Origin of the sequence: Microvirga lenta (assembly GCF_020532555.1) — a bacterium.
In the GTDB taxonomy this organism is placed as follows: domain Bacteria; phylum Pseudomonadota; class Alphaproteobacteria; order Rhizobiales; family Beijerinckiaceae; genus Microvirga; species Microvirga lenta.
Window position 1 is genome coordinate 54,830 of record NZ_JAJBBR010000014.1, and the last position, 21,111, is coordinate 75,940.

Annotated in this window: 17 protein-coding genes, 1 tRNA gene and 1 pseudogene; 8 read left to right on the forward strand and 11 right to left on the reverse strand. The window is 66.8% G+C overall.

Annotated elements, in window-relative coordinates; translation table 11 throughout:
- Positions 1-60 precede the first annotated feature (60 nt).
- Complete coding sequence (locus LGR44_RS19025; RefSeq protein ID WP_404809956.1) at positions 61-1,761, forward strand: DUF882 domain-containing protein; 1,701 nt, start codon at positions 61-63, stop codon at positions 1,759-1,761.
- A 59-nt stretch (positions 1,762-1,820) separates the two neighbouring features.
- Here LGR44_RS19025 and otsA read toward each other — a convergent pair whose 3' ends face one another.
- The 4 genes from otsA to LGR44_RS19045 all read right to left on the reverse strand — a co-directional run bounded on the left by otsA (position 1,821) and on the right by LGR44_RS19045 (position 5,029).
- Positions 1,821-3,230, reverse strand: coding sequence for an alpha,alpha-trehalose-phosphate synthase (UDP-forming) (otsA, locus tag LGR44_RS19030; protein WP_226742294.1), 1,410 nt, complete (start codon positions 3,228-3,230; stop codon positions 1,821-1,823).
- A gap of 326 nt (positions 3,231-3,556) precedes the next feature.
- Positions 3,557-3,817 carry a DUF2312 domain-containing protein gene (locus LGR44_RS19035; RefSeq protein ID WP_114184860.1) on the reverse strand — a complete coding sequence of 87 codons (261 nt, stop codon included), beginning with the start codon at positions 3,815-3,817 and terminating at the stop codon, positions 3,557-3,559.
- Between the two features lie 61 nt (positions 3,818-3,878).
- Positions 3,879-4,184: a DUF1244 domain-containing protein gene (locus LGR44_RS19040; protein WP_226742295.1), complete on the reverse strand. Its 306-nt coding sequence runs from the start codon at positions 4,182-4,184 to the stop codon at positions 3,879-3,881.
- A gap of 11 nt (positions 4,185-4,195) precedes the next feature.
- On the reverse strand, positions 4,196-5,029 hold the full coding sequence (locus tag LGR44_RS19045) for an N-formylglutamate amidohydrolase (RefSeq protein WP_226742296.1): 834 nt from the start codon (positions 5,027-5,029) through the stop codon (positions 4,196-4,198).
- Between the two features lie 97 nt (positions 5,030-5,126).
- On the opposite strand from LGR44_RS19045, the gene LGR44_RS19050 reads away from it, so the two are divergent.
- The 3 genes and pseudogenes from LGR44_RS19050 to pyk all read left to right on the forward strand — a co-directional run bounded on the left by LGR44_RS19050 (position 5,127) and on the right by pyk (position 8,161).
- On the forward strand, positions 5,127-6,044 hold the full coding sequence (locus LGR44_RS19050) for a DMT family transporter (RefSeq protein WP_226742297.1): 918 nt from the start codon (positions 5,127-5,129) through the stop codon (positions 6,042-6,044).
- A gap of 214 nt (positions 6,045-6,258) precedes the next feature.
- Positions 6,259-6,717: pseudogene (locus LGR44_RS19055) on the forward strand (DUF1036 domain-containing protein); the annotation flags it as partial.
- Positions 6,718-6,724: 7 nt separating this feature from the next.
- On the forward strand, positions 6,725-8,161 hold the full coding sequence (gene pyk / locus LGR44_RS19060) for a pyruvate kinase (protein WP_226742299.1): 1,437 nt from the start codon (positions 6,725-6,727) through the stop codon (positions 8,159-8,161).
- A 73-nt stretch (positions 8,162-8,234) separates the two neighbouring features.
- Here the strand turns inward: pyk and LGR44_RS19065 are convergent, their stop codons facing one another.
- The 4 genes from LGR44_RS19065 to cpdR all read right to left on the reverse strand — a co-directional run bounded on the left by LGR44_RS19065 (position 8,235) and on the right by cpdR (position 9,596).
- Positions 8,235-8,834 carry a tetratricopeptide repeat protein gene (locus LGR44_RS19065; RefSeq protein ID WP_226742300.1) on the reverse strand — a complete coding sequence of 200 codons (600 nt, stop codon included), beginning with the start codon at positions 8,832-8,834 and terminating at the stop codon, positions 8,235-8,237.
- Between the two features lie 70 nt (positions 8,835-8,904).
- Positions 8,905-9,030, reverse strand: coding sequence for a type B 50S ribosomal protein L36 (ykgO, locus tag LGR44_RS19070; protein WP_009763379.1), 126 nt, complete (start codon positions 9,028-9,030; stop codon positions 8,905-8,907).
- Between the two features lie 44 nt (positions 9,031-9,074).
- Positions 9,075-9,149, reverse strand: a tRNA-Val gene (locus LGR44_RS19075).
- Between the two features lie 90 nt (positions 9,150-9,239).
- A complete protein-coding gene (cpdR, locus tag LGR44_RS19080) occupies positions 9,240-9,596 on the reverse strand; it encodes a cell cycle two-component system response regulator CpdR (RefSeq protein ID WP_114771384.1) in 357 nt (118 codons plus the stop codon).
- A 175-nt stretch (positions 9,597-9,771) separates the two neighbouring features.
- On the opposite strand from cpdR, the gene LGR44_RS19085 reads away from it, so the two are divergent.
- Positions 9,772-10,662 (forward strand): N-formylglutamate amidohydrolase, encoded by an 891-nt coding sequence (locus tag LGR44_RS19085; protein WP_226742367.1) that lies wholly within the window; start codon positions 9,772-9,774, stop codon positions 10,660-10,662.
- 179 nt (positions 10,663-10,841) lie between these two features.
- Here the strand turns inward: LGR44_RS19085 and LGR44_RS19090 are convergent, their stop codons facing one another.
- Complete coding sequence (locus tag LGR44_RS19090; RefSeq protein ID WP_226742301.1) at positions 10,842-12,098, reverse strand: MFS transporter; 1,257 nt, start codon at positions 12,096-12,098, stop codon at positions 10,842-10,844.
- 135 nt (positions 12,099-12,233) lie between these two features.
- Here LGR44_RS19090 and hisN point away from each other — a divergent pair, with 135 nt between their 5' ends.
- Complete coding sequence (gene hisN, locus LGR44_RS19095; RefSeq protein ID WP_226742302.1) at positions 12,234-13,016, forward strand: histidinol-phosphatase; 783 nt, start codon at positions 12,234-12,236, stop codon at positions 13,014-13,016.
- Here hisN and LGR44_RS19100 read toward each other — a convergent pair.
- Complete coding sequence (locus LGR44_RS19100) at positions 12,936-14,027, reverse strand: alpha/beta fold hydrolase (protein WP_264196639.1); 1,092 nt, start codon at positions 14,025-14,027, stop codon at positions 12,936-12,938. The genes hisN and LGR44_RS19100 overlap by 81 nt on opposite strands.
- A 160-nt stretch (positions 14,028-14,187) precedes the next feature.
- Between LGR44_RS19100 and LGR44_RS19105 the strand changes: the two genes are divergently transcribed.
- Positions 14,188-14,646: an Hsp20 family protein gene (locus LGR44_RS19105; protein ID WP_226742304.1), complete on the forward strand. Its 459-nt coding sequence runs from the start codon at positions 14,188-14,190 to the stop codon at positions 14,644-14,646.
- A 175-nt stretch (positions 14,647-14,821) separates the two neighbouring features.
- Here the strand turns inward: LGR44_RS19105 and LGR44_RS19110 are convergent, their stop codons facing one another.
- The gene (locus LGR44_RS19110) at positions 14,822-15,898 is read right to left on the reverse strand and encodes a threonine aldolase family protein (RefSeq protein WP_226742305.1); all 1,077 of its coding nucleotides are present in this window, start codon (positions 15,896-15,898) and stop codon (positions 14,822-14,824) included.
- 493 nt (positions 15,899-16,391) lie between these two features.
- On the opposite strand from LGR44_RS19110, the gene gltB reads away from it, so the two are divergent.
- A complete protein-coding gene (gene gltB / locus LGR44_RS19115) occupies positions 16,392-21,110 on the forward strand; it encodes a glutamate synthase large subunit (protein WP_226742306.1) in 4,719 nt (1,572 codons plus the stop codon).
- Position 21,111: the final 1 nt, after the last annotated feature.

Here is a 21,111-nt window from a genome sequence, read left to right on the forward strand (position 1 = left end):
TCCCTTCACTATACGGGATGCCGCTTTCACGTCGGCGGCACGCTAGAGACGAGTATCACAGTGAGAGTATTGCGTTCGGACCGCCCAGCGGTCGCGTCGAACATCGTTCGCCGCACGGGCCTCGGCCTGGCGGTTTTTCTGGCGGTGATGGCCGGAGGAACCCGCGGCACGCAGGATGCCGTCGCCAATGGCGACACGCGCACCCTCACCTTCTACCACAACAACACGAAGGAGAGCCTCACGGTCACCTTCCGGCGCAACGGGCAGTACGATTCCGGGGCGCTGCAGCAGCTCAACTGGTTCCTGCGCGACTGGCGGCGCGGCGAAGCGACCCGCATGGATCCCCGCCTCTTCGACACGGTGTGGGAGGTCTATCGCGAGGTCGGATCGAGCGCGCCGGTGCATGTGAACTCGGCCTACCGCTCCCCCCACACCAATTCCATGCTCCGCCGCCGCTCGCGGGCGGTGGCCAAGAACAGCCAGCACATGCTCGGCAAGGCGCTCGACTTCTACCTGCCCGACGTTCCGGCCGCGCGCCTGCGTGCCATCGGCATGCGCCTGCAGAACGGCGGCGTCGGCTATTATCCCAACGCCTACACGCCCTTCGTCCATCTCGACGTGGGTAGCGTGCGCGCCTGGCCGCGCATGACCCGCGACCAGCTCGCCCGGATCTTCCCCGACGGCAAGACCGTGCACATCCCGGCCGACGGCAGTCCGCTCCCCCGGTACGAGGAGGCGCGGGCCGAGGTCCTGGCCAAAGGCGGCACCGTGGCGGGCTACACGGCGGTGGCCTATGGCGAGGACGATGCCGTTGCCGCTCCGAGCCGCCGCAAGAGCCTGTGGGCCACCCTGTTCGGAGGCAGCGACGAGGACGAGGACGAGGAGGAGATCCGCGTCGCCTCCCGTCCCGGCCAGCGCCTCGTCGCAGCCGGCCGCGCTCCGAGCGCGCCCAACGACTACTATGCGAGCGACTCCAACGCCTCGGTCTATGCCGCCATGCGCACGGCCGCCCCGGGCCAGGCCCCGGCGCAGCCCGTGGCGCGCCAGGTCGCCGTCGTGCAGCCGCGGCCGGAGCCGATTCCGCAGCCCGCACCGCCGGTGCCCGCCTCCATTGCCCCGGCCCTGCGTGAGGACCTCTCGCCTCCCCCGCTTCCGCCGACCCGGATCGCCGGCCTGCCGAGCACGGTCCAGACCCCCACCGGCCCGACGCTCAACTGGCAGCAGGGACCGGCGGGCCAGATGCCGACCCGGTCGGAGTTCGGCATCGGCAAGGAGGTGGCGTTCGCTCCGATGCCGCCGCCGCGGCCCGATGCGGACGTGGTCGCGGAGACGGCGGCGCTCGCCTATGCGCCCCTCCCGCCGGCCCGCCCGAGCATCCTCGCGGAGACGAACCCCATTCCCGGCATTCCGGAGCTGCGCGGCTCGACCGACGTGGCGAGCCTCTCGCCGGCGCCCCACCCGCTGCCTCCGCCGCGGCCGGAGCTGCAGCCGGTTGTGGTCGCGGCGGCGGCCCCGGTCGACATCCCCGTGACCACGGGATCGACGGGCCGCAATCCGCCCAAGGCGGAAAAGCCGAAACCTCAGCCCGCGGCGGCGGAGAAGCCTCCCCAGGCGGCGAAGAACCCGCCGGTGACCGCCTTGAGCGCCCTGCTTTCGGCGCAGCCGAGCCTGAGCATGGGCTTTTCCGACAAGCCCTTGGGCGACCTCGCGACGAACCGCTTCACGGGTCCTGCGGTCAAGCCGCTCCGGGTGCTGCGATGAGAAAAGGCGGGGCTTCGACCCCGCCTTTTTGCCGTTCGACAGGTCCGAGGGCCCTTTCGTCAGACGCCGACCTGGATGCGGGGGCGGCCCGCGTTCTTTCCGCCCGCCAGATCCTTCAGGAACGTGGAGGCCCACCACGACACGTCCGTCTGCCGGATGGTGCCCATCATCCGCGTCCACCGGGCGATGCGCTCGTCGCGGCCCATATAGAGGGCGTCGCGGATGGCTTCGGCCACTTCGAACTTGTCGTTCGGGTTGACGAGGAGGGCATCGGTGAGCTGCTCGGCGGCGCCGGCGAACTTTGACAGGACGAGGACGCCCGGATCGTCCGGGTTCTGAGCCGCGACATATTCCTTGGCCACGAGGTTCATGCCGTCGCGCATGGGCGTGACGAGGCCGACCCGCGACAGGCGGTGGAGGCCGGCCAGGACGGACCGGGGATAGGTGCTGTTCACGTAGTGGATCGGAACCCAGCCGGGCTCGCCGAGGGAGCCGTTGATCCGCCCGAGGGTTTCGTTCACCTCCCGGCTCAGGGTGGCGTATTCGGGCACCTCGCTGCGGCTCGTGGGAGTGATCTGGAGATAGGTGACCTGCCCGCGCTGGTCAGGATTGCCCACGAGGAAGCGCTCGAACGATTCCATGCGCTCGGGAATGCCCTTCGAGTAGTCCAGACGGTCCACGCCGATGATGAGGCGGCGGGAGCCCAGCCCCGCCGTCGTCTGGCGCACGAGCCGGTGCGAGCTGGAGCGCAGGGCGGCCTGCTCGAATCCGCGGACGTCGATGCCGATGGGGAAACCCTTCACCCGGGTCTGGTGGTTGCCGAGCTCCACCACGTCGCCCTTGCGGTGGACGGCGCCGAGTTCCTGCACGAGGCAGCGCCTGAGATTATCGGCATCCCGCTCCGTCTGCACGCCGATGAGGTTGTAGTCGGTGATCGCCCGCAGGAGTTCACGGCTGCCCGGCAAGGTGCCCAGCACCTCGGGAGCGGGCCAGGGGATGTGGTGGAAATACCCGATCCGGTTGGTGATCCCTAAGGCCCGCAGCTCCGCCGCCAGGGGAATGAGGTGGTAATCGTGCACCCACACGAGATCGTCGGGCTGCACCATCTGGGCGAGGGCATTGGCGAAACTGCGGTTGACCCGCAGGTAGCCCGCGTAATCCGCCCGCGAGAACTCCGACAGGCCGATCCGGTAATGCATGATGGGCCAGAGGGCCCGGTTGGCGAACCCGTTGTAGTATTCCTGACGGTCGAGGGACGTCAGGTCCATGAGCGCATACTGCACGCGCTCCCTGTTCACGATCTTCGGCTGGGTGGACGGCTGAGCCGCCACCTTCCCGCTCCATCCGAACCAGATGCCCTGATAGGCCTCGAAGGCCTCACGCAACGCAACAGCCAAACCACCGGCAGCCCCTTTTCCCGTAGGATCCGGAACGGCTACCCGATTAGAAACCACAACCAGCCGCGACAACTCCACTCTCCAAATTGCTTTGCCGGGAGCCTAGAGCCTCATCACGCAGCGGTAAACAGCGGCTGTCGTTATCCTAGGACAAGGCCGGACCTCCACCGTACCGAGTTCCAAGGTCGGCGCGGGCCCATGGCGGAACTCGCCTTCGGCGCGTCAGGCGGAGACGGCGGGCGTTCTTGCAGAATCTGGGAGACGGTATCGGCGGGCGCGGACGATCGGGCGCTATCCTAGCCGGACTATCGGGCCTCATGCCGGAGCGAGGCGTGTTTTCGGGCGGAATCGCCCGGAAAAGCGCCGCGCCGGATCGGTCCCGGCGCGGCGTCGAAGGATCAGCCGACCATTCCCAGGGCCTGCATGTAGAGTTCGAGGATGGCCTCCTCCTCCTGGCGCTCGGCGTAGTCGCGCTTGCGCAGGGCGATGATCTTGCGGAGCACCTTGGTGTCGAAACCGTTGCCCTTGGCCTCGGCGTAGACGTCCTTGATGTCGCCTGCGATTCCCGCCTTCTCCTCCTCCAGGCGCTCGATGCGCTCGATGAAGGCCTTGAGCTGGTCGGCCGCGACCGATTCGGTTTGAAATGCTGCGTCGTCCATGAAACTAGCCTTTGATTGGTGGCATTGGAGCCAGGGTTACGTCCATTTGGTTGAGGCCGCTTTAATGCGACGGCTTCGATTCCTCAAAGCTCTCGAGCTGCGACGCGGTGGCCTCGCGCTGGTGGCGCGCCTTCCACTCCTCGTAGGGCATGCCGTAGACATATGTCCGGCTCTCGTCCTTCGAGAGCGCGAGGCCGCGCTCGTCGGCGGCATCCTTGAGCCAGTTCGACAGGCAGTTGCGGCAGAAGCCCGCCATGTTCATCAGGTCGATGTTCTGCACGTCGGTGCGCTGGCGCAGATGTTCGAGGAGCCTGCGGAAGGCGGCGGCCTCCAGCTCGGTCCGGGTCGCGGCGTCGAAATCGTTCATGGCCTTCTTCCTCAGTGGCGGCGCAGCCGGTCGCGGGTGCGCGAGGCGTGGACCTGGGGCGTGCGGAGGCCCTCCCGGGCGGCGAGAGGCTTCAGGAGACGGGCGAAGCGCTCCGCCCACTCCTCGGCACCCTCGTCCGAGGCGATCAGGTCCTGCCGGATCTCGATCAGGGCGTTGGCGAGCCCCCGCTCGGTCGCGTGGCGGTCGATGGTGTCGCCGGCCAGCGCCCCATCATAGGGTTCGTTGTCGCCGACGACGAGTCCTTCCTCCGCCTGCAGCCCTTCGAGGAGCGGCTTCGCGAAGCGAGCGTCCGCATCCCACAGGATGCCCACATGCCACGGGCGCGGCCAGCCGCGCCAGATCGGGGTGAAGCTGTGGACGGTCACGATGACGGGCGGGTGCCCGGCTGCCATGGCCCGCCCGATCGCGGCCGCGATGGCGGCGTCGTAGGGGTCGTAGAAACGCTCGATACGCCGGGCGACCTCGGCCTCGTCCACATGGGCGTTGCCCGGCACCACGGCGCCGTCCGAGAGGCGCATCACCAGGGTCGGGTCGTCCCGGCCCCGGTTCGGATCGATGATCAGCCGGGAGAACCGGGTCAGGATCGCCGGCGCTCCGAGGCGGCGGGCGAGCGACCGCGTGACCGCCGCGGCGCCGATGTCGTAGGCGATGTGACGCTCGAACTCCGCCGCGGGCAGGCCGAGGTCGCCGAGATCCGGCGGCACCGCGTTCGAGGCGTGATCGCACAGGATCAGCACCCCGGAATCGACGGCTCCGTCGATGGTTTCGACGGGACAGGGCTCAAGGGCGGGATCGGCGAGCTTCAGCGCGGCGGAAGGAGACATGGGCTGGGAAGAGAATGGTTGGAGAGTTGAAGAAAAGCCTTAAACTGGCCCCGTAAGCAAGACAACGCGACCATTCGCGCAACATTATACAACATCCATGTCCTCCCCTTCGACAACGGCGCGCCTGGAGACGGGCTTCGCTTCGGCCTTCGCGGCGCTCTGCCTGGGAGCGGTCGCCATGGGCATTTCGCCCATCTTCGTGCGCTTCGCGGCCGCCGATGTGGGCCCCTTCGCCAGCGCGTTCTGGCGCGTCGCCCTGTCCCTGCCGATCCTCTATGCCTGGATGCGGGTCGAGATTGCGAGGGCCCCGGCCGGCGCGCCCCGCTCCTCCTTCGGGAAGGCCTCCATCCTGGCGGGCCTCGCCTTCGCGGGAGACCTCTTCTTCTGGCACCTGTCGATCCTCAGCACGACAGTCGCCAACGCCACCTTCTTCGCGACCATGGCGCCGCTCTTCGTCATCCTGATCACCTGGCTCGTTCTGAAGCAGCGGGTGTCGCGGGGCACCGTCGTCGGCCTGCTGTTTTGCCTCCTCGGCGGCGCGGCCCTGATCGGGCAGAGCCTGCAGGTCGATCCCGCCCGCATCCAGGGCGACCTCTTCGGGGTCGTCACCGCCTTCTTCTTCGGCCTTTACTTCCTCACCGTGGGCGAGGCGCGGAAGACGGCCGGCGCCGCCCAGGTGACGTTCGAGGCCGGGGTGGTCACCAGCGCCGTGCTGCTCGTCATCGCGGTGCTCTTCGACAGCCGGGTGGTGCCCCATACCTGGGAGGGCGCCATGGCGCTGGCCGCCATGGCCTTCATCAGCCAGGCGGGCGGGCAAGGCCTCCTCGTGATCGCCCTCGGGCGTCTGCCGGCGGTGTTCTCGTCCCTGGTGATCTTTCTCGAAGCGGTGGCCGCGGCCGTGTTCGGCTGGCTGATTCTCAACGAGGCCCTCACGCTCGTCCAGAGCCTCGGCGGCGCGCTGATCCTGATCGGCATCTGGGCGGCGAGGCCCAAGCCGGAAGCGCCGATCGGATAGCGGATCCCGAGCCTTGTTTTCCTACCTGAACAGACAGGAAAGCGCCCGCGACAGGTCTTTTCGCGCCACGGAAACGCAACCTTAGCAGGCTAAATTCGCATCAATCCCGCAGCCGGGGCTTGATGCGGCGGCGCTTCTGGCCGACAACGATTCGACATACTTCTCGAAGCATTGTGCGATCTCGTTCATACCGAATCGACCCGAACCAACATCCATGAAGGCCGCATCTTTCCTATCCGCTCCCAGCCGGCGGCGAAGCCTTGGGCTCGCAATCGCCGTTCTCGGCGCAGGATTTCTGTCCTCCTCCCCTGCATGGGCCGACCTGCGCCTGTGCAACATGACTCCGAGCCGGGTGGGCATCGCCCTCGGCTACCGCGACGGGCAGGGCTGGGTCACGGAAGGCTGGTGGAACCTGAACGCCCGCGGCTGCGAGACGCTTCTCACCGGCCAGCTCGTGGGTCGCTTCTATTATATCTACGCGATCGACTATGACCGGGGCGGAGAATGGAGCGGACGCTCCTTCATGTGCACCCGCGAGCGCGAATTCACGATTCGCGGGACCGAGGATTGCCTGGCCCGCGGCTTCGACCGCAGCGGCTTCTTCGAAGTCGATACAGGCGAACAGAAGAGCTGGACGATCCAGCTGACCGATTCGAACCGCCCAGGGGGGCAATGACACCATGAGACGCGCACGGCGCACGAAGATCCTCGCAACCTTAGGTCCGGCCTCCGAAAATCCGGAGATGATCGCCAAGCTGTTCCAGGCGGGCGCGGACGTCTTCCGGCTGAACATGAGCCACCTGTCGCGGGAGCGGCTGAAGGAGCGCGTCGACATGATCCGCGCCGTCGAGGCCAAGTTCAAGCGCCCCATCGCCATCCTGGCGGATCTCCAGGGCCCGAAGCTGCGCGTCGGCATGTTCGAAGGCGACAGCGCCATGCTGGTGAAGGGGCAGAGCTTCACCCTCGATGCGGATCAGGCTTCCGGCGGCACCGACCGCGTCCACCTGCCCCATCCGGAAATCCTCTCCTCCCTGGAGCCGGGCCACACGGTCCTCATCGACGACGGCAAGCTGCGGCTGCGCGTCAAGAGCGTGAAGAAGGGCTCGGCCACCACGGAGGTCGAGGTCGCGGGCAAGATCTCCAACCGCAAGGGCGTGAGCCTGCCGGACACGGTGATCCCGGTCGCGGCCATGACCGACAAGGACCGCTCCGACCTGGAAGCCGCGCTCGATGCCGGCGTGGACTGGATCGCCCTCTCCTTCGTGCAGCGTCCGGAGGACGTGGCCGAGGTGAAGAAGGTGGCGCGCGGCCGCGCCCTCGTGATGGCGAAGCTGGAAAAGCCCCAGGCCATCACCCGCCTCGACGAGATCATGGAAATCTCGGACGCGGTCATGGTCGCCCGCGGCGACCTCGGCGTGGAGATGCCGCTGGAAAAGGTGCCGGGCATCCAGAAGCGCATCATCCGCGCGGCGCGGCGCCTCGGCAAGCCGGTGGTGGTCGCGACCCAGATGCTGGAATCCATGATCACCTCGCCGGTGCCGACCCGGGCCGAGGTCTCCGACGTGGCGACCGCCGTCTATGACGGCGCCGACGCGGTGATGCTCTCGGCCGAGAGCGCCTCGGGCCAGTACCCGGTGGAGGCGGTCTCGACCATGAACCGGATCGCGGAAGAGGTGGAGCAGGATCAGAGCTACTGGTCGATCATGCGGACCCTGAACGCCGAACCGGAGGCGACCGGCTCGGACGCCATCGCGGCCGGCGCGCACCAGATCGCCGACACGCTCAACCTGAAGGCCATCGCCGCCTGGACCTTCTCCGGCTCGACCGCCTTCCGCATCGCCCGCGAGCGGCCGAACTCGACCGTGATCGCCCTGACGCCGAGCATGGACACGGCGCGGCGCCTCGCCCTCGTCTGGGGCGTGCATCCGATTCGCACGAAGGACGCCAGCGACCTCGACGACATGGCGTTCCGCGCCTGCAAGTTCGCCGTGCGCGAGGGCTATTCCCAGGTCAGCGACCGCATCATCATCGTGGCGGGCGTTCCCTTCGGCACGCCGGGGGCCACCAACATGGTGCGCATCGCCTTCGTGAACCAGGAACACGCCGCACAGGCGTGACGACATCCCGTCGGGCCGGTGGCGACGTCGCCGGCCCGAACGGTCTTCCTTGCATCAATGGAAGCTTGGCCCGTCAGAGATCCTGCCCGCCGACCTCGGTGTCGAGACGGGTGACGATGGTCTGAAGCTTGGAGATCTGCGGATTGATCGCGAGCGCCCGGCGGAAGGCTTCGAGGGCGCGCGGCTTGTCCTCGGACGACATGAGAATGTGGCCCAGGCCCGTCCAGGCGCTGAAATGGCGGGGTTCGAGGGTCAGGGCGCGGTGCAGGTCGGCCATGGCGCCGACCGGGTCGTCGAGCTGGTAGAACAGCGTCGCCCGCCGATACCATGCCTCGGCCCAATCGGGCTCGAGCGCAAGGATGCGATCGAGAAGCTCGACGGCGAGCGGATAATCCTTTTTCTGGAAAGCCTCCGTCGCCCGGCTCAGGAGGAGGTCGGCCGTGTCAGACCCGGAGCGGGAGAGCCGGCGCTCGATGAGCCTAACGACGCCCTCGGCTTCCGTTTCCGACTCGGCCTTGGACAGGCGGTCGAACAGATCGTCCAGATTCGACGCGCGCGGTGCGGGACGGGCGGACGGTGCGGGATCCTTGGGCTGCGCGTTTTCCTGCGCCCCCAGGGGGAGCGCGGCGGCGAAGCTCAGCGATACGGTCAGAAGGCTCGCAAAAAAGCGCATGCCGGGATTCTAGGATCCCGGCATGCGGCGTCAATTCATAAAAGTGTGTGCGGCATTGCCGCAGCGCGGCTTAGCCCTGACGAGCCTTGTAGCGCTTCTGGGTCTTGTTGATGATGTAGACCCGGCCCTTGCGACGAACCAGCTGGTTGTCGCGGTGACGGCCGCGGATCGACTTCAACGAGTTACGGATCTTCATATCCGGTCTCCTGCGGCCCTTCGGGAAGGCCGGAAAAAAGCAAATGGTGGGCGCGGCTGGGATCGAACCAGCGACCCCTACGATGTCAACGTAGTGCTCTCCCGCTGAGCTACGCGCCCTAGAAACGATGATTTTTGAGGTCTCGCTTCGGTGTGGAGGGCGATATACCGGCAAGTGCCCCAGGACGCAAGCCGTGATGACAACCTTTTTCAGGCTGCCATCATTTTCTCGACCTCGTTGACGAGATCGCGCAGGTGGAACGGCTTCGACAGGACCTTCGCGTCGCGAGGGGCCTGCGAATCCGGGTTCAGCGCAACCGCGGCAAAGCCGGTGATGAACATCACCTTGATGTCCGGATCGAGCTCGGTGGCCCGACGGGCCAGCTCGATGCCGTCCATCTCCGGCATGACGATGTCCGTCAGCAGGAGCTCGAACGGTTCCTCCCGCAGGCGGTTGTAGGCCGAGAGGCCGTTGTCGAACGAGGCCACGTCGTAGCCTGCGTTCTGCAGCGCCTTCACAAGAAAGCGCCGCATGTCGTTGTCGTCTTCGGCGAGAAGAATCTTCATCGGTTGCCAACCCCGAATCGTGGCGGATGTCTGTGAGCCTTCATGCGCCCATACGGTAAATAAGCCGTGAAAGAAGGACGCAGATTATAGGCGATATAGTCATGGACACACGCAAGGGCTGCCTTACACTGCTCCGGTCTCTTGTTTTCCACTCTCCGGCAGAATTTGAAGCTTGATGCGGCCAGTTATCGCTGACGAGTTCGATCCCCCCTACATCGTTGTCGAGCCCTCGGGGCAGACGGCTCCCTTCGTGTTCAACGTGCCCCATGCGGGCGCGGTCTACCCGGCCTCCTTCCTGGCGGAATCGCGCCTCGACGCCATGGCGCTGCGCCGCTCCGAGGATGCATTCGTGGACGAGCTGTTCGCCTCCACGGTGGAGCTCGGGGCCCCTCTCATGACGGCGCGCTTCCCGCGCGCCTATCTCGACCTGAACCGCGAACCCTACGAACTCGATTCCCGCATGTTCGATGGAAGGCTGCCGCCCTTCGCCAATACCCGCTCCATGCGGGTGGCCGGCGGGCTGGGGACGATTCCGCGCATCGTGGCGGACGGACAGGAGATCTACCGCGGACGCCTCCCGGTCGAGGAGGCCCTGCACCGCATCGAATGGCTGTACAAGCCCTATCATCGCGTGCTGCGCCAGATGATCCGCCGGACCTCGCAGAGCTTCGGCCACGCCATCCTGATCGACTGCCATTCCATGCCCTCGAGCAGCGTGAGCCGCGAGGACGGCGCCAAGGCCGACATCGTTCTCGGCGACCGCTACGGCACCAGCTGCGCCGTTATCCTGATCGATCTGGTGGAGGCGGCCCTGCGCGGCCGCGGCTATACGGTGGTGCGCAACAAGCCCTATGCGGGCGGCTTCATCACCGAGCATTACGGGGAGCCGGCCCTGGGGCGGCATGCGCTGCAGATCGAGATCAACCGGGCCATCTACATGGACGAGCGCACCCTGCAGAAGAAGCCGCGCTTCGCTACGGTCGCGGCGGACATGACCGAGACCTTCGCCCAGGTGATCGCGGAACTCTCCGGCGATCTCATGCCCCGCCAGATCGCCGCCGAGTAACCTTGAAACGGTCCGCCGTGCCCTAGATAAGAAAAAAGGCCGCTGTTGCCAGCGGCCCAAAGTTTAGGGAGGAAACGCCCAAGAAGGGCAGCGATACGGCGACGCCATCGCCATATCGCACTGCAACAATTACACCGCGCCGCACAATTTGCAACAGTAAATCCGGCTTTTTGTCATGCTCACGCTGCATGCCTGCTCGGATGTGGATCGATGGCGCCCCTGTAGAAGAGCAGGCTGAGAAGCAGCCAGCCTCCCAAAGAGGCAAAGACCACGCGATACCCCTCCGGCAGATAGACCCCGTTCTCCGCCCGGCCGACCGCATCCATGAGAAGGCCGGTCACGCTCTGGGACAGGAAGGCTCCGCCGATCGAGCCGATATTCATGAGCGTGATGCCCCGCCCCGTCAGTTCCGGCGGGAACAGGGACTTGCCGTGCGCGGTCAGGATCGGCGTGAAGGCCACGAACAGGCCGAACAGGCCGAACCAGACCGTGGCCGACGTCCTGTCGAGGGGGAAAAGGGTCACGATGGCCAGCAGGAGGACCGTGGCGCCGCCGCCGAACAGCACGGGCCGCTTGTAGCTCCCCCAATAGCGGTCCATGACGCCCCACAGGAGGAGGCCGATCATCTGCGCCGCCGCGCCGATGAGGAGGATGTTGCCCCGGGCCGTGAGATCGGCCCCGTGCACGTCCGTCAGCCACGGGCCGCCCCACAGGCCGACCATGGTCGCGAAGCAGGAATAGGCGGTCAGGTGCACGAAGAAGACCGGCCAGAACGAGCGCACCCTGAGGGCCTTGCCCACGCCGCGGAAGGTCGAGGCCCAGCTCTCCTGCTCGCCGCGGCCCGCAACCGTGTCCTTCGGCACCGCCCAGACGATGGCCAGGGCCACGAGGGCGGTCAGGACGGCGACCCCGAGGAAGGAGGCGCGCCAGCCGAACAGCGCCGCCGAGGCGGCGAGCGGCGCCGTGGCGGACAGGGTGCCGATATTGGCAAAGCCCATCTGCAGGCTCGTCAGCCCGGCGAAACGCTCCGGCGGAAAGCGGCGGGCGTAGATCACGAGCGGCGCCATGAAGAAAGTGGAGCAGCCGAGCCCCATGACGGCCCGGGAGGCGATCAGGGTGGCGGCGGAGGGCGCCATGGCGAAGAGCGCGGTTCCGACCACCGCCAGGACCGCCGTCGCCAGCATCGTCCGCTTCGGCCCGTAGCGGTCGATGGCGATGCCCACGGGGATCTGAGCGGCGGCGAAGGAGAAGAAGAAGGTGCTGGAGAGAAGGCCGATCTGGGTTGCCGTAAGGTTGAGCTGCCGGGCCAGATCGTGCGCGATCACGCCGATGGAGTTCCGAAGGAACTGGCTCACGGCATAGATCGCGATGAGCGCCAGGATCAACAGGAGAGCGGTTTCGGAGCGGGCCGGGGCGACGCTGGAGGAAGAATTCATGCCGTGCGATGTCCGATCAGGCGAAAGCGGCGTCTTGTGCTGGAATCGCTTGCCGCGCGAAGAGCGGTTGATAAAAGCGGATCGGGAACGGGTCGCCAAGACCGCCCGCAAGAATGACAGAGGATATCAGACGGTATGGGGCTCATCGACTTCAAGCATTTCGTCAACGAGCTCGCGACCCTGTCGGGCCAGGCGATTCTCCCCTTCTTCCGCACCAGCATCGCCACCGAGGACAAGTCCCGCGGCGGCGCCTTCGATCCGGTGACGGAAGCGGACCGCGCGGGCGAGGCGACCATGCGCCAGCTCATCAAGCGCACCTTCCCGACCCACGGCATCGTCGGCGAGGAATTCGGGTCCGAGCGCACCGACGCGGAATATGTCTGGGTGCTCGATCCCATCGACGGGACCCGGGCCTTCATCGCCGGGCTTCCCACCTGGGGCACCCTCATCGGCCTGACCCGCAACGGCCGGCCCGTCTTCGGCATGATGCACCAGCCCTTCACCGGCGAGCGCTTCTTCGGGGATGGCGGCAGCGCCACCTACAGGGGGCCCGGCGGCGAGCGCAAGCTCATGACGCGCCGCTGCGCCTCCCTCAGGGATGCGGTCATTTCCACCACGAGCCCGAAGCTTTTCGCCGGCGAGGACCTGCGGGCCTACGACCGGGTGGAGAGCGTCGCCCGCCTCGCCCGCTACGGCTGCGACTGCTATGCCTACTGCATGCTGGCCGCAGGCCATATCGACCTCGTCGTCGAATCGGGCCTCAAGCCCTACGACATCGTGGCCCTGATCCCGATCATCGAGGGAGCGGGCGGCATCGTCACCGCCTGGGACGGCGGTTCAGCCGCTGAGGGCGGGCGCATCGTCGCTGCGGGCGACCGCCGTGTCCACGCCGCCGCCGTCGAGCTGCTCAGCCGCTGATTCCGGCTTCGCGGCCTCCGGCTCCTCCCGGGGGCTCCGGTCGGGGCTGCCGGGGACGAAGGCGTCGAAGGCGGCCCAGAACTGCTCGCGGATCGCATCCGTCTCCATCAGGATCTCGTGGCGGGCGCCCGGGATGACGATGGCGTGCCCGGCCTTCAGACGCGCGGCGAAGCGCTCGGTGACCGGGGTCGCGCAGACCGGGTCCGCCCCGGCGGCGAGGACCAGGGTCGGCAGGCGGATCCTCAGCGCATAGCGCGGATCGGTGAAGCGCTTCATGAAGCGGAAGGCGGAATCGAGCCAGGACACCGTCGGCGCGCCGACGGCCCCTTCCCCGATGGTGTGGGCGACCTGGGCGTTGCGCGCGTAGCGCACCGGATCGCTCGTCAGCCGGTTGCCCTTGAAGGGCAGGGTCGAAATCGAGGTTTCGCCGCCGCCCGGCACGAAGGACTTGCCGAAGCCGAGATATTTCAGGATCCGCACCGTCCCCACGACGGCGAGCGAATGACTGACGATGCACAGGCCGATCATGGGCGTGGTGGTGACGAGGCGCCTGAACGGGAGCCAGCCTTCATGAGCCGCGCTCAGGGCGATGGCCCCGCCCATGGAATGGGCCAGGCCGAAATGGGGCTCCGGCATGTGCGGAACGAGGATCTGGTCGCGGATGGCGTCCAGGTCGCGCCGGTAATCGGAGAAGCGCCGGACATGCCCTTTGCGCGCATTGCGCACCTGTCGGCTGGATAACCCCTGCCCCCGCCAGTCGAAGGCCACCACGGCAAAGCCGCGCCCGAGCAGCTCCCCGACCACCTCGAAATATTTCTCGATGAACTCCGCCCGGCCCTGGAGGATGCAGACGGTGCCCTTCGGCGTCTCGCCGTCGGGCAGCCAGTAGGCCGCCCGCAGGGTCAGGCCGTCCTCCGTCGTCACGCTCTTGAGCGTCGGTTCGGCGGGGATGGGGTTGTCGGCGGTCTCGTAGAGCTGCACGGAACTGGATCTCGATCGAACGGACTTCATGCCCTTTATAGGGCATTCACGGCCGTTGCCATGCGTCCCTTGACAGTAAAAATGCCCGTTCCCACATCAAGTTGGTACCGGCCATGACGGCGGTACGAACCCAACGGTCCAGCCTGTCGAGGTGGACCTTCTGCATGTTGCTTCACTCGGAGGATATGCCATGCGTCAGTACGATCTTGCTCCCCTGTACCGCAATACGGTCGGTTTCGACCGCCTTTTCTCGATGCTCGACCAGTTCGTCGGCGTCGATGCGGCCCCCAGCTACCCACCCTACAACATCGAGCGCACCGGCGAGAATGCCTATCGCATCTCCGTCGCCGTCGCCGGCTTTACCGACCGTGATCTCACCATCGAGGTGAAGGAAAACACCCTCTCCGTCCGCGGCGAGAAGCAGAATGCCGAAGAGCGCAAGTCCGACGTCCTGTATCAGGGCATCGCAGCGCGCACCTTCGAGCGTCGCTTCCAGCTCGCGGACGGTGTCCAGGTGGTCGGCGCGAGCCTCGAGAACGGCCTTCTCCACGTGGACCTCGTGCGCGAGATCCCTGAGACGAAGAAGCCGAAGCTGATCCCGATTTCCACCGACAGCGCTCGGACGATCGAGGCCAAGAAGGCCGCGTAACCCGTCTTCGAGAGCAAAAAAAGAGCGCCCCGGTTCGTCCGGGGCGCTTTCTTATTGTTTGAAACCTGGTCCCTTGAAGTCCCGCGGGGGCTTGGAGGACACCCCTTTGGTCAACGGTCTCGAGGGATAGATCGGGGGAGAATGCGGCACGGATAGGGCAAAGCCGCCGCTAATTTCACTCTGCCGCCTGCCGGGACAGCGCCGAACGGGCGATTTCCAGGGCCTGCCGGATCTCCTCCTCCTTTGTGGCGAAGGAGACGACGAGGCGAATCAGGGCTTCGTCCGGCCCGACGGCCTCACCCTCGGGAAGGCTCGCCTCCGTCCAGTGGAGGTACTGGAGCCCGGCCGCCTTCAGGGCCTGGTCCACGGCCTTCGGGACGATCGGGAAGACCTCGTTGGCCTGGGTCGGCCATGCCATCCGCACGCCCGGAAGCCCCAGCAGCCCCTCCGAGAGAAGCTTCGCCATGCGGTTGGCGTGGCGGGCATTGTCGTACCAATGGTCGTTGGCGAAGTAGCCTTCGAGCTGCGCCGCGATGAGACGCCCCTTGGAGATGATCTGCCCGGCGCGCTTCGCCCGGTAGTCCAGCGCCTCAGCGAGCTCCGGCTTGAACACCACGATGGCTTCGGCCATCAGGCAGCCGTTCTTGGTGGCCCCGAAGGAGAGAATATCGACGCCCTGCTTCCAGGTCATCTCGGCGGGCGTGCAACCCAGGGACACGAGCGCGTTCACGAAGCGGGCCCCGTCCATGTGCAGCGACAGGCCGTGCTCGCGGCAGACCGCGCTCAAGGAGGCGATCTCGTCCAGGCTGTAGACCGTGCCGCACTCGGTGACCTGCGAGATCGAAAGCGCCTTGGGCGGCATCTGCTTCACCGCCTTGGGCAGGCTGCGGAGATAGGCGGAAACGTCCTGCGCGGCGAGCTTGCCTCCCACGCCCGGAAGACCCGCGAGCTTGGCCCCGTGCATGAAGAATTCCGGCGCGCCGCACTCGTCGTCGATCACGTGGGCCTCCTGGTGGCACACGCACAGACCCCACGGGGGAACCGCCGACGAGAGCGCGAGCGCATTGGCGGCCGTTCCGGTCGTCACCAGAAAGACCGATACCTCGTGCTCGAAGATCTCCGCGAAGCGCGCCTTGATGCGCTTCGTGATCTCGTCGTTGCCGTAGGCCGGCAGCGCGCCGCTGTTGGCATCGACGATGGCCTGCAGGACCGGGGCGCTGGCGCCCACGATGTTGTCGCTCGCAAAATTCATGAATCATCTCCTTGGCGTGCAGCCTCCCGACCGGAGCGCTCATGTCAAGGTCATTGACCTATCGGAGAAGACTTTCGTCTCCGCTGCGGCAAAACATAGCTTTGTTGCCGACGGACGCTCCGCCGTGAAACTTTTGTCTAAAATCTTTCTAATCCCCCTTGTGTGGGGAGCTATTCTCTGGCAGTTTGCCCGCATTAGGACAGCGATGCTGTCCCATTTGGGGTGCCCGCACCCCCGGCCCGAGGTTTTCTTGATGCTTCGCCAGACGCGAACGAAACGAGATACCAAAAAACCTGCCCGCAAAACGTGGGCGGAGCGGGCTTATCGCGGCTGAACTTCAGCCGAGGATGCCCGCGAGGAGCGGGCTCCCGACAGGACCCGAGCCTCAAAAACCAAGAAGCGGTGGGCATCCGGACGATCCGATCATCCGGCGGACCCAAAAGCCGCCTCAATGAACCCTGATGACGTGTTCGAATGGATGTGAGGATCTGGCATGAGCGACGTGTCGAAAAAGAGCCTGGAAATCGAAGCCTCGACCCGCACGGCCGCCAAGGCGGATACGGTGAGGATCGTGCGCGATCCGGCCCTTCCCGCGCCTCAGGGCCTCTACGATCCGTCCCATGAGAAGGATTCCTGCGGCGTCGGCTTCATCGCCGACATGAAGAACCGCAAGACCCACGCCATCGTCGAGCAGGGCCTGCAGATCCTCCTGAACCTGGACCATCGCGGCGCGGTCGGCGCCGATCCGAAGACCGGCGACGGCTGCGGCATCCTGGTCCAGATCCCGCACAAGTTCTTCGCCGCCGAATGCGCCAAGCTCGGCATCTGGCTCCCCAACGAGGGCGAGTACGGCGTCGGCCACCTCTTCATGCCGCGCGAACCCGAGGGTTTCGCCCTCGTCGAGGAGATCGTCACGAAGGCCATCGCGGACGAGGGCCTGCAGCTTCTCGGCTGGCGCGACGTGCCGGTGGATTCGAGCGACCTCGGCGAGAGCGTGAAGGCCTCGGAGCCCCAGCACCGGCAGATCTTCGTCGGCAAGGGTAAGGGCATGGACGACCAGGAGACGTTCGAGCGTCGCCTGTTCCTCGCCCGCAAGGTCATCTCCAACGCGGTCTACGACATGAAGGACCCGCGCACGGCCGGCTATTACCCGGTCTGCCTGTCCTCGCGCACCGTCGTCTACAAGGGCATGGTCCTCGTGGGCCAGCTCGGCGGCTACTACAAGGATCTCCAGGACCCGCGCTTCGAGAGCGCCATCGCCCTCGTTCACCAGCGCTTCGCCACCAACACCTTCCCGACCTGGCAGCTCGCGCATCCCTACCGCATGGTCGCCCATAACGGCGAGATCAACACGCTGCGCGGCAACGTGAACTGGATGGCGGCGCGCCAAGCCTCCGTGGATTCGGAGCTCTTCGGCAACGACATCTCGAAGATCTGGCCGATCTCCTACGAAGGCCAGTCCGATACCGCCTGCTTCGACAACGCCCTCGAATTCCTCGTGCGCGGCGGCTACACGCTCTCGCACGCCATGATGATGCTGATCCCCGAAGCCTGGGCGGGCAACCCGCTCATGGACGAGGACCGGCGCGCCTTCTACGAGTATCACGCCGCCCTCATGGAGCCGTGGGACGGCCCCGCGGCCGTGTGCTTCACCGACGGCAAGCAGATCGGCGCGACCCTCGACCGCAATGGCCTTCGCCCGGCCCGCTACCTCGTGACCGACGACGGCCTCGTAGTGCTCGCCTCCGAGATGGGCGTGCTGCCGATCCCGGAGGAGAGGATCGTCGAGAAGTGGCGCCTGCAGCCGGGCAAGATGCTCCTCATCGACCTCGAGGAAGGCCGCATCGTCTCCGACGACGAGATCAAGCAGCAGCTGTCCCAGGCCCACCCCTACAAGGAGTGGCTCAAGCGCACCCAGATCGTGCTCGAGGACCTCAAGCCCGTCCAGGCGCGCGAGTCCCGCACCGACGTGTCCCTGCTCGACCGCCAGCAGGCCTTCGGCTACACGGCCGAGGACCTCAAGCTCCTCATGCAGCCCATGGCGGTGACGGGCCAGGAGGCGGTCGGCTCCATGGGCTCCGACACCCCCATCTCGGCCCTCTCCGACAAGTCGAAGCTGCTCTACACCTACTTCAAGCAGAACTTCGCCCAGGTGACGAACCCGCCGATCGACCCGATCCGCGAGGAGCTCGTCATGAGCCTGGTGTCGTTCATCGGCCCGCGCCCGAACATCCTCGACTTGGAGGGCACCTCGCGCCGCAAGCGCCTGGAGGTGCGCCAGCCGATCCTCACCAACGAGGACCTGGAGAAGATCCGCTGCATCGGCCATTTCGAGGACCGGTTCGACACCAAGACGCTCGACATCACCTATGCGTCGGAGCTGGGCGCCGCGGCGCTCGACGGCGCCCTCGACCGCCTGTGCGACCGCGCCGAGGCGGCGGTCCATGGCGGCTACAACATCATCATCCTGTCCGACCGCATGGTCGGCCCGGACCGCATCCCGATCCCGGCGCTGCTCGCCACCGCCGCCGTGCACAACTACCTGATCCGCAAGGGGCTTCGCACCTCGGTCGGCCTCGTGGTGGAATCCGGCGAGCCGCGTGAGATCCACCATTTCGCGTGCCTTGCCGGCTACGGCGCGGAAGCGATCAACCCCTACCTCGCCTTCGAGACCATCGCGGCCATGCACGAGGCGGGCGAACTGCCCGGCGAGGTCGACGAGGGCGAGGCGATCAAGCGCTACATCAAGTCCATCGGCAAGGGCCTGCTCAAGGTCATGTCGAAGATGGGCATCTCGACCTACCAATCCTATTGCGGCGCGCAGATCTTCGACGCCGTGGGCCTGCGCTCCGACTTCGTGAACCGGGACTTCTTCGGCACCGCCACGATCATCGAGGGCATCGGCATGGACGAGGTCGCCGAGGAGACCGTGCGCCGCCACCGGGACGCCTTCGGCGATGCGCCGGTCTATCGCACCGCGCTCGACGTGGGCGGCGAATATGCCTACCGCCTGCGCGGCGAGGCCCATGCCTGGAACCCGGACACGGTCGCAACCCTGCAGCACGCGGTGCGCCTCAACGCCCAGGAGCGCTACCGCGAATATGCCCGGCTCGTGAACGACCAGGAGAACGAGCTCAAGACCATCCGCGGCATGTTCCGCATCAAACTCGCCGAGGAAGCCGGCCGCGCGCCGGTCGCCCTGGACGAGGTGGAGCCGGCGAACGAGATCGTGAAGCGGTTCTCGACCGGCGCCATGTCCTTCGGCTCGATCTCCCGCGAGGCGCACGAGACCCTGGCGCTCGCCATGAACGCCATCGGCGGCAAGTCGAACACCGGCGAGGGCGGCGAGGAGCCGGACCGGTTCCGCCCGCTCCCCGACGGACGCTCCAAGCGTTCCGCCATCAAGCAGGTCGCTTCCGGCCGCTTCGGCGTGACGACGGAGTACCTCGTCAACGCGGACATGATGCAGATCAAGGTCGCGCAGGGCGCCAAGCCCGGCGAGGGCGGCCAGCTGCCCGGTCACAAGGTCGATGCGAAGATCGCGCGCGTGCGTCACTCCACGCCGGGCGTCGGCCTGATCTCGCCGCCGCCGCACCACGACATCTACTCCATCGAGGATCTGGCCCAGCTCATCTTCGACCTCAAGAACGTGAACCCGGCGGCCGACGTGTCGGTGAAGCTCGTCTCCGAGGTCGGCGTCGGCACCGTCGCGGCGGGCGTCGCCAAGGCGCGGGCGGACCACATCACGATCTCCGGCTTCGAGGGCGGCACGGGCGCTTCGCCGCTCACGTCCCTCAAGCATGCGGGCTCGCCCTGGGAGCTCGGCCTCGCCGAGACCCAGCAGACCCTGGTGCTCAACCGCCTGCGCGGCCGCGTGGCCCTTCAGGCGGACGGGGGCCTTCGCACGGGACGCGACGTGGTGATCGCGGCGCTGCTCGGCGCCGACGAGTTCGGCTTCTCGACCGCTCCGCTGATCGCGGCCGGCTGCATCATGATGCGCAAGTGCCACCTGAACACCTGCCCGGTCGGCGTCGCGACCCAGGACCCGGTGCTGCGCAAGCGCTTCAAGGGACTCCCTGAGCACGTCATCAACTACTTCTTCTTCGTCGCCGAGGAAGTGCGCGAGATGATGGCCCTGATGGGCTTCCGGACCATCGACGAGATGATCGGCCAGTCCCAGCTCCTCGACAAGAACGAGGCCATCGACCACTGGAAGGCCAAGGGGCTCGACTTCACCAAGCTGTTCCACAAGCCGGAGGTCGGTCCGGACGTGCCGGTCCGCCACGTGGAGCGCCAGGTCCATCCCATCGCGGACGTGCTCGACCACACCCTGATCGCCCAGGCCGGACCGGCCCTGGAGCAGGGCGAGCCGGTCACGATCGAGGCCGGGGTGCGCAGCGCCGACCGCACGGTGGGCGCGATGCTCTCCGGCGAGGTCGCCAAGCGCTACGGCCACGAGGGCCTGCCCGACGACACCATCACGGTGAACCTGAAGGGCACCGCCGGCCAGAGCTTCGGCGCATGGCTCGCCGCGGGCGTGACGCTCACCCTCGAGGGCGAGGCCAACGACTATGTCGGCAAGGGCCTGTCGGGCGGCAAGCTCATCATCAGGCCGTCGGCGGATTCCCGGGCCGTTCCGGAGCATTCCATCGTCGTCGGCAACACGGTGATGTACGGCGCCATCGCGGGCGAGGCCTATTTCCGCGGCGTCGCGGGCGAGCGCTTCGCCGTGCGCAATTCCGGCGCCATCGCGGTCGTCGAGGGCACGGGCGACCACGGCTGCGAATACATGACCGGCGGCCTCGTGGTCGTGCTCGGCCAGACCGGCCGCAACTTCGCGGCCGGCATGTCGGGCGGCATCGCCTACGTGCTCGACGAGGACGGCACCTTCGCCAAGCGCTGCAACCTGTCCATGGTCGATCTGGAGCCCGTCGAGGAGGAGGAGGACCTGATGCGCCGCCTCCACCACCATGGCGGCGATCTGGAGACCAAGGGCCGCATCGACATCCTGGCCAACATGTCCGGTCCCGATGAAGAGCGCCTGATGCAGCTCATCACCAACCACCACACTTATACGGGTTCCACGCGCGCCAAGGAGATCCTCGACAACTGGGCGGCCTACAGGACGAAGTTCGTGAAGGTCATGCCGGTCGAGTATCGCCGGGCGCTCCAGGAAATGGACCGCCTGAGAACCCTGCAGGCGGCAGAGTAAG